This window comes from Brevundimonas sp. AAP58 (assembly GCF_001295975.1).
GTDB lineage: Bacteria > Pseudomonadota > Alphaproteobacteria > Caulobacterales > Caulobacteraceae > Brevundimonas.
This window is the reverse complement of record NZ_LJHU01000003.1, coordinates 20,300-28,608: the sequence shown is the minus strand read 5'-3', so window position 1 is coordinate 28,608 and position 8,309 is coordinate 20,300. Positions and strand designations below refer to the sequence as shown.

Sequence of the window (8,309 nt, the reverse complement as noted above, 5' to 3'; positions counted from 1 at the left end):
GCCGTCTCCGCATTGGCCCGTGCCTCGACGGCCGCCAGGGTACCCGCGACGCGCTCCACCTCCGCATCCGCCGCCCGCCGCGCGTCCTCGGCCGAGGCCAGCGCCGCTTCCAGCTCCGGCCCCCGCGTGGGCGCCACCGCGATCTCGGCCGACAGGGCGTCGATTTCCGCCGTCAGCCGCTCCAGCTGAACGCCTGCGTCCTCGGCCATCGCCGCCTCGCGCTCGGCGTCGGCGGCGATGCGGGCGTGCTCGGTCTTCAGCCGCTCGACCTCGGCCCGCGCCGCCTGCTCGGCCATGTCGAGCCGGTCGCGCTCCAGCGAGGCGCGGTGCAGCAGGGCGGCCGCCACCGCGTCCTCCTCGCGCGCCGGCTTCAACGCCTCCTGCGCCTTCAGCGCCTCCGTCTGCGCCCGCGCCGCTGCCGCCGTCGCTTCGCCCACGGCGCGCTCGGCCTCGGCCAGCTCCTCGGCCGCACCTTCTGCCGCCAGTCGCGCATCGTTCCAGCGCACGTACAGCAGGGCCGCCTGCAAGGCCCGGATCTCGGCGGAAATCTTCTTGTACTTCTCGGCCTGCCGCGCCTCGCGTTTCAGCCGCGTCAGCGCCGTCTCCAGCTCCCGCCCGATGTCGTCCAGCCGCTCCAGATTGGCCTCGGCCGCCTTGAGCCTCAGCTCCGCCTCGTGCCGACGCGTGTGCAGTCCGGCCACGCCGCCGGCCTCCTCCAGGATGCGCCGCCGGTTCTGGGGCTTGGCGGCGATGAGCTCCGAGATCTGCCCCTGCCGCACCAGGGCGGGAGAGTTCGCGCCGGTCGAGGCGTCTGCGAACAGCAGCTGGACGTCCCTGGCCCGCACCTCCTTGCCGTTGATGCGATAGGTCGAACCCTGGCCCCGGTCGATCCGGCGGCTGACCTCGATCACGGCCGCGTCGGTGAAGGGCTGGGGCGCGCGGCGTTGGGCGTTGTCGATGGTCAGCTGGACTTCGGCATGGTTGCGGGGCGGCCGGTCCGATGCCCCGGCGAAGATGACGTCGTCCATGCCCTGGCCGCGCATGGCCTTGGCGGAGTTCGCCCCCATGACCCAGCGCATGGATTCCAGCACATTGGACTTGCCGCAGCCGTTCGGACCCACGATCCCCGTCAGGCCGGGCTCGATGAAGACCTCGGCCGGATCGACGAAGGACTTGAACCCGACGAGCCGCAGTCGCTGGAACTGCATCCCGGCGTCAGCGCCCCGCCGTCGAGCGGGTGACCAGAGGCTGGATCGCGGCGGTCAGACCGGCCAGGGAGTTGTCGTCCACCATCCGTCCGTTCACGAAGAAGGTCGGGGTGCCCGGCACGCCCGCCCCTTGCGCGCCCGCGACGCTGGCCCGGATGCCATTCAGAGTGGCGGGTTCGTTGACGCAGGCCTCGATCTCGGGCTCGGACCGCCCGCTGGCCGCGATGGCCGAGGCGTACCAGTCCGCCACACTGCCGCCCTGGAACAGGGCCGTCTGACCGTTCATCAGGCTCGAGGCGACGTCATAAAACCGCTCGGGCGCCGCGCAGCGGGCGATCGCCGCCGCCTCGGCCGCCACCTGGACAGGCGGGGTGGGGAAGTCGCGCAGGATCAGCCGCACCTGCCCCGTGTCCACGAAGCGCGCCTTGAACGCCGGGTAAACGGTCCGATGCCAGTCGCCGCAGTGAGAGCAGGTGAAGGAGGCGTATTCGATCACCGTCACCGGCGCATCGGCACGCCCCAGCACCCGGTCCGCGGCCGTCACCGCAGGCAGCACCGACTGGGCCAAGGCGACCGCAGGCGTGGCCGCCAGCGCCACGGCCAGCAGCAGGGCGCGGATGCGGTTCACCCCGATCAGCCCTCGGCCAGGGCGGCGTCGACCGCCGCCGACAGGCCGGCCAGGGAGTTGTCCTGAACCGTCTGGCCGTTGACCATAAAGGTCGGGGTGCCGCCGACGCCGGCGTCCAGGGCCGCCTTGATGCGGGCGTCCATGGCCGCGATGGCCTCCTCGTCGGTGACGCACTGCTGGAACTGTTCCTCGCTCAGGCCTACGCCGTTGGCGATGCGCAGCAGCACAGGACGCGGACCGGCCGGGCCGAACATCTCCTGCTGGCTGGCCAGGATTTCCTCGACCACCGGGAAGTAGTTCTCCTCACCCGCGCAGCGCGCCATCAGGAAGCCGGCGACGGCCACCGGCTCGGGCGCGGTCGGGAACTCGCGGAACACGAAGCGCACCTGGTTGGTGTCGACGTACTTGGCCTTGAACTCGGGCCAGACCTGCTGCTGCCAGGCCGCGCAGGCGCCGCAGGTGACCGAGGCGTATTCCACCACCGTAACCTTGGCCCCTTCGGCCGCGCCCTTGGCCATGTCGCCCTCGGCGGCTCCAGCGCCGGCGCTGGAACCCGAGCATCCGGCCAGCGCGGCCATGGCGGCCAACGCGGCCCCGGTCACAGCCGCGCGGCGGCTCATGGAGGCGAACTTGAAACGACCGTCGGCGCGCATGGCGTCTTCCCTCAGCGAACGAAAGCGGATGATCGCGCGATTCCCCATGGTCCGCGCGCGTTCCGTCCTTGTCGAGAACAGGTGCGGCGGAAAAAGGTCAAGGGGCGTCGGGCGAAATCCTGCGACGGCGCGCGGCGTCATCGCCCGTCGATCGACCCGCCGCGTCCGTCAGAAGCCGTCGGTTGATCGACCGCCAGTCATTCGCCATCGTCCAACACGGATCTGCAAAGGGGAATGGCGATCGTGAAGCGTCTGACGTCAGGGTTGAAGAATGCCGTCGCGTTCGGGGCAGTGGGGCCGGCGATCGGCGTCATCCTCTATGGGCTCTGGGGATGGGCGTTGTCGCAGGGTGACGGCCCGGCGTCGTTGCTGGGCATTCTCTGGCTGCTTCCGTTCGGCTACATTCTGGCCGGAGTGCCCGCGGTCATCACGGGGTTCATCATCGGCCTGTTGGTCGAGCCTGACCGGTCCTGGCCCTATGTCGTCGTCTCGGGTTTGGTCGGCGGGCTGGCCGCCGGTGGCGTGGCTTTTCTGGACGCCACCGCGCCGTCTGTCAGCGAAGGGGTGGTCAACCTGACGCTCATCGGGGCGCTCGCCGGGGTCGGTGTCGCCGGGGCGAGACTGCTTTTCCGAAGGTTCCGCTCCCGACGGATCGCCAGCGTCGTGGCCTGAGGCCCGCCAAGACCGCCAGAGGCGTCAAATCGCCGACAGGCTTTCCGCTCTCAGGACCGTTCCTGTTTCGCCTGATCCGACAGCACCGCCCGGCCCAGATTCGCCAGCGCCGCCTTCAGCGCACTGGGAGCCGCCTCGACCGACTGCTTCAGCTCGGCTTCCGCCGCCGCGTCGAGCGGCTCGATCCGGCGGCGCGCACCTTTGGTGGATGCGGCGGGGGTGGGCAAGGGCTTCACCGGGCCTTGCGCGATCCTTAGCTTGTCAACCGCGCCCTCGCCGAGGAACAGGTTTACCCGCTTCAGGATGTCGGCGGACTGGTGCTGGACCAGCAGGGCGGCCGGGCCCGCGACGCGCAGCTCCAGGGTGCCTCCGGCACCGCCCCGACCCTTGGTCAGCTTCTGCGGACGGGTCACGCGAGCCAGCTGGTCGCCGACGATCTCGCGCCAGCGGGGCTCCAGCGCGCCCGCGCCGCGTCCGAACTTCGCGTCCAGCTCCTTGATGAAGGGGGCCAGCGTCCGCCCGGCCGGCGGCGCGGGACGCGGCATGGGCCGGGTCCGCCGCCGCGACAGGATCTCGCGGGCCTCGCTTTCGGTGGGCAGATCGCGCGCCATGACCTCTATATAGCGCGGCCCATGCCCGCCGTCGCCCCAAGCCCCGCCGACCTCAACGTTTCCGCCCTGCGCCGGGCGCTCCTCGACTGGTACGACGCCAACGCCCGCGTCCTGCCGTGGCGCCGGCCGCCGGGCTCTCGCGTACCCGTCGACCCCTACCGCGTCTGGCTGTCCGAGGTGATGCTGCAGCAGACCACCGTCCCGCACGCCACGCCCTATTTCGAGCGGTTCACCGCCCGCTGGCCGACCGTGTCCGATCTCGCCGCGGCCGAGGATGGCGACCTCATGGCCGCCTGGGCGGGGCTGGGCTACTACGCCCGCGCGCGGAACCTGCTGGCCTGCGCTCGGGCCGTGGCGAGGGATCACGGCGGAGTCTTTCCTGATACGGAGGCTGGGTTGCTGGCCCTGCCGGGGGTGGGCGCCTACACCGCCGCCGCCGTGGCCGCCATCGCCTTCGACCGACCCGCCAACGTCAGCGACGGCAACGTCGAGCGGGTCGTCGCCCGTCTGTTCGCTGTCGAAACGCCCATGCCCGCCGCCAAGCCGGAGCTGAAGCGGCTGGCGGCCACCTTGGTCACGAGCGATCGGCCGGGTGACTGGGCCCAGGCCCTGATGGACCTCGGCTCGACGGTCTGTCGGCCGAAGTCGCCGCTGTGCCTGATGTGCCCGATCCACGACCATTGCGCCGGCCGCGCGACTGGCCAGCCTGAGCGCTATCCGGTCAAGACGAAGAAGGCCGCCAAACCCCACCGACAGGGCGTCGCCTGGGTGCTGCGTGACGGTCAGGGCCGCGTCGCCCTCGTCCGCCGTCCGGACAAGGGGCTGTTGGGCGGCATGCTTGGGCTGCCGACCGGCGACTGGGCAGAAGGCGCGCCAGACTTCACGCCCCCCGTCGCTGCGGACTGGCGAGATGCAGGCGCGGTCGAGCATGTCTTCACCCACTTCTCGCTCACGCTAGCGGTGAAGGTGGCGCAGGGCCGGGGCGACTTCATCTGGACGCTGGAGGCGGAGGCTGCCAAGGCTCTGCCGACCCTGTTCAGGAAGGCCCTGGAGCGGGGCCTGGCGGCCTGATCCCAGCGGTTCGCCTATTGCATCCCGGCCCGGATTTCAGCCCGCAGCGCATCAATGGGGCGCAGACCCGCATCAGAGCGAAAACGCCAGTAGGTCCAGCCGTTGCATGCCGGGGCATTCTCCAGCAGCGCGCCCAGCTTGTGGATCGAGCCAGTGAGCGAACCGGAGATCAGCGAACCGTCAGCCCGCACCCGCGCTTCGCGCTCTCCCTTGGGGCAATACAGCACGTCGCCAGGCGCCAGCAGGCCCGCCTCGACCAGGGCCCCGAACGGTACTTTGGGCTCGGCCTTTCTGGAACCCATGACGACCAGGTCCTCGGGCGCGGCGGGTCGAACCGCCTTGATGCGCTTTTCGGCCACCTTGGCGTAGTCGGGATCGCGCTCGATGCCGATCCAGTGCCGACCCAGCCGCTTGGCGGCCGCGCCGGTCGTGCCCGTGCCGAAAAAGGGATCCAGCACCACGTCGCCAGGCCGTGTCGCCGCCAGCAGCACGCGATGCAGCAGCGCTTCGGGCTTCTGGGTCGGATGGGCCTTCTTGCCGTCCTCGCCCTTGATCCGCTCCTCGCCGGTGCACAGCGCGAGCGTCCAGTCCGAACGCATCTGTGTGTCTTCGTTGAAGGCCTTCAGGGCGTCGTAGTTAAAGGTGTAACGCTTCTGCTCGCGCGACTTGGCGGCCCAGATCAGGGTCTCATGGGCATTGGTGAAGCGCGTCCCCTTGAAGTTCGGCATGGGGTTGGACTTGCGCCAGATGATGTCGTTCAGCACCCAGTAGCCCAGGTCCTGGATCGCGGCACCCAGGCGAAAGACGTTGTGATAGCTGCCGATCACCCAGATCGAGCCTTCGTCCTTCAGCACCCGGCGGCACTCGGCCAGCCACTCGCGGCAGAAGGCGTCGTAGGCCGCGAAGCTGGAGAACTTGTCCCAGTCGTCGTCGACCGCGTCGACGCGGGAGTTATCTGGGCGCAGCAGGTCGCCGCCCAGCTGGAGGTTATAGGGAGGGTCGGCGAAGACCATGTCGACCGAGCGGTCCGGGAGGGTCTTCAGCACCTCGATGCAGTCGCCGATGTGCAGGATGTCGGTCTTGAGATCGGTCACGAAGGCGGCCCCGGCTGCGCTGAAGCCCGCACGGTGAATCCTCGTGGTTAAGGCGGGGTAAGCGCGGCCTTAGAACGGGAAGAACATCGGGATCACGGCCACCCCTACGGCCCAGGTGATCAGGTTCAGCGGCACGCCGATGCGCACGAAATCCATATAGCGGTACTCGCCCACCTGAAACACCAGCACATTGGTCTGGTAGCCGAAGGGCGTGGCGAAGGCGGCGGACGCGGCCATCATCACCGCGATCAGGAAGGGTCGGGGATCAACCCCCAGGCTCTCGGCCAGCGCCACCGCCAAGGGCGTGACAAGAACGGCGACAGCGGCGTTCGACAGGAACTCGGTCGCGAACAGGGTGACACCATACAAGATGGCCAGGGTCGCCAGCGGGCCGAGCGAGCCGATCATGTCGAGGAGCAGCCGGGTTCCGAGCGCGGCCAGCCCTGTCACCTCGATCGACAGCCCGACCACCACCATGCCGGCGATCAGCAGCAGGACCTCGGGGCGGAGGCCGGCATAGGCGTCCTCGGGGCTGATGACCTTCAGCAGGATCAGGATCACCGCGCCCGCGAAGGCCGAGGCGGCGATCGGGGCGAGGCCCAGGGCCGCTGCCAGAATGACACCCACGAAGACCAGCATGGCGATGGCCGCGCGCCGGATATCGAGCGGCTTGCTGACCGCGAACAGCTTGAGGTCTCCCATCTGACCGTCTCCGGTCTGCTCGGGCGAATGGGGCCTGCCCGGCGTGTCCTGCTCGGCCTTGCTCAGCAGACGGTCGCCGAAGAGGAACAGGTAGATCCCCCCCGCCAAGGCCACGATCAGGCCGACAGGCGTGATCTCGAAGATGCCGAACACCGGCTGGCCGGCATTGCGGGCCATGTCGTTGACAAGCAGGTTGGTCGAGGTGCCGATCAGGGTGCAGGCCCCGCCCATGATGGTGATGTAGCTGAGCGGGATCAGGAACCGCTTCGGCGACAGGTTCAGCGACTGGGCGACGTCCTTCACCACCGGCGCGGCGAGAACCACGATCGGCGTGTTGTTCAGAAAGGCCGATGCGCCGCCCGCCAGGGCCATCATCAGCCACAGACCCGCAGCGCCCATGCGTGCGCAGACCTTGATCGCCTCCCGGATCAGCAACTCCAGGAGACCGGACAGCTCGATCGCGTAGGCGATGACGAACAGGCAGGCGAGGGCGATGATGGCCGGACTGGCGAAGGCGGCCTGGACCTCTACCGGACGGATCACGCCGAGCAGCAGCAGAACAGCGGCCGCCGAAAGGGCGGCGACGTCCGAGCGGACCTTGCCGTGGATCAACACCGCGACCACGGCCACCAGCACCGTCAGCGCCGCGATCTGATCAAAGGACATGGGTTCAGTGACCCCGCGTCGCCTCGGGCGTCAACCCCGGCGGCGATTGGCCTTTTCGCGAAAGCCCGTGTTAGGGTTCGACCATGCTTTCCCAACGGCCGCCCGCGAACCGGCGTGCAGGACGCGCGCTTGGGACCGTCCTGCTTCTTCTCGTGGCCCCGGTTCTGAGCCAATGCGACCGGGGTGAAGACGCGCCTGAACCCGGACCGGTTCCTGCGATCACCGAGGTTGAGCCGCCGACTCCGAGCCTTCCTCGACCTCGACCAGCTCTGGACCGGGCCGCCATCCTGGCTGCGGTGGATCAGGCTGCCTCCGATTACGCATCCGGCGCGCCGGCGGCGGGGGCCGACCCGTTGGTCGGTCGCCCCTTTGCCCTGGTCAGTGCTTTTGCCTGCGAACCGCTTCTGGACGCGGCGGCCTTGAACGGCCTCCCTGACGGCGTGGCCCGGGCGGGCTGGGGGCCCGAGCGCCGCACGATCCAACTGAGCCTGCGTCCAGGCGACTGGCTGCAGTCCGCCCTGATGGCGGACCAGGGGCAGGCCGGGCAGTGGGAGGCCGTGGAGGGATTCTGGCTGACCCGACCCTGGCAGAGGTCCGAAACCTGTCCGGCGGTGTCTCGCGATCCACTCTCGGGAGAGGCGGGCGCTCCAGATGTCCAAACGGCGGGGATCGCGGCGGTCTTCGGTTCTGACGCCTCGCGCATCGGTCAGAGGAACGGCCGCGCCTATGTCCATACGATCCGACCGTCCGATGATGAGGAGGCTTTGGTCCGCCCGTCCGCCGGCTACCGGTCGCGGGTCGAGGGCCGCGTCGCCGCCTTCCCGAACGGCCGGGCCGTGCGCTGCCGGGCCTCGGGGCCGGACCGTCGCCCGGTCTGCGTCATGGCGGTGACGCTGGATCGTTTTGCCTTCACGACGGCCGAGGGCGCGGTTCTGAGCGAGTGGCGCCCCGGCTGAGGACGCCCGGCGACTGGCCAAGCCGAGGCTGATCCGTCTAAGAGGCGA

9 protein-coding genes are annotated in these 8,309 nt (G+C 69.7%); 3 read left to right on the top strand and 6 right to left on the bottom strand.

The genetic code is table 11. From position 1 onward, the window contains the following. The 3 genes from IP78_RS00345 to IP78_RS00335 all read right to left on the bottom strand — a co-directional run. The coding region (locus tag IP78_RS00345; RefSeq protein ID WP_156320225.1) for an AAA family ATPase at nt 1–1,208 on the bottom strand (1,208 nt) is incomplete at its 3' end. 7 nt (nt 1,209–1,215) lie between these two features. Continuing rightward, nucleotides 1,216–1,836, bottom strand: coding sequence for a thioredoxin domain-containing protein (locus tag IP78_RS00340; RefSeq protein WP_054109727.1), 621 nt, complete (start codon nt 1,834–1,836; stop codon nt 1,216–1,218). A 5-nt stretch (nt 1,837–1,841) separates the two neighbouring features. Beyond that, nucleotides 1,842–2,489, bottom strand: coding sequence for a thioredoxin domain-containing protein (locus IP78_RS00335; protein ID WP_082384764.1), 648 nt, complete (start codon nt 2,487–2,489; stop codon nt 1,842–1,844). A gap of 234 nt (nt 2,490–2,723) precedes the next feature. Here IP78_RS00335 and IP78_RS00330 point away from each other — a divergent pair, with 234 nt between their 5' ends. Continuing rightward, the gene (locus tag IP78_RS00330; RefSeq protein ID WP_054109726.1) at nt 2,724–3,161 is read left to right on the top strand and encodes a hypothetical protein; all 438 of its coding nucleotides are present in this window, start codon (nt 2,724–2,726) and stop codon (nt 3,159–3,161) included. Between the two features lie 50 nt (nt 3,162–3,211). Here the strand turns inward: IP78_RS00330 and IP78_RS00325 are convergent, their stop codons facing one another. Beyond that, nucleotides 3,212–3,772, bottom strand: a complete 561-nt coding sequence (locus tag IP78_RS00325; protein WP_054109725.1) for a DUF721 domain-containing protein — start codon at nt 3,770–3,772, stop codon at nt 3,212–3,214. 21 nt (nt 3,773–3,793) lie between these two features. Between IP78_RS00325 and mutY the strand changes: the two genes are divergently transcribed. Then, entirely contained in the window at nt 3,794–4,843 is a 1,050-nt protein-coding gene (mutY, locus tag IP78_RS00320; RefSeq protein WP_054109724.1) for an A/G-specific adenine glycosylase, read from the top strand. Nucleotides 4,844–4,857: 14 nt separating this feature from the next. Here mutY and IP78_RS00315 read toward each other — a convergent pair whose 3' ends face one another. Then, the gene (locus tag IP78_RS00315; RefSeq protein ID WP_054109723.1) at nt 4,858–5,937 is read right to left on the bottom strand and encodes a site-specific DNA-methyltransferase; all 1,080 of its coding nucleotides are present in this window, start codon (nt 5,935–5,937) and stop codon (nt 4,858–4,860) included. 69 nt (nt 5,938–6,006) lie between these two features. After that, on the bottom strand, nt 6,007–7,305 hold the full coding sequence (locus tag IP78_RS00310; protein WP_054109722.1) for an SLC13 family permease: 1,299 nt from the start codon (nt 7,303–7,305) through the stop codon (nt 6,007–6,009). A 419-nt stretch (nt 7,306–7,724) separates the two neighbouring features. Here IP78_RS00310 and IP78_RS00305 point away from each other — a divergent pair, with 419 nt between their 5' ends. Beyond that, nucleotides 7,725–8,261 (top strand): hypothetical protein, encoded by a 537-nt coding sequence (locus tag IP78_RS00305; protein ID WP_156320224.1) that lies wholly within the window; start codon nt 7,725–7,727, stop codon nt 8,259–8,261. The last annotated feature ends 48 nt before the right edge of the window (nt 8,262–8,309 follow it).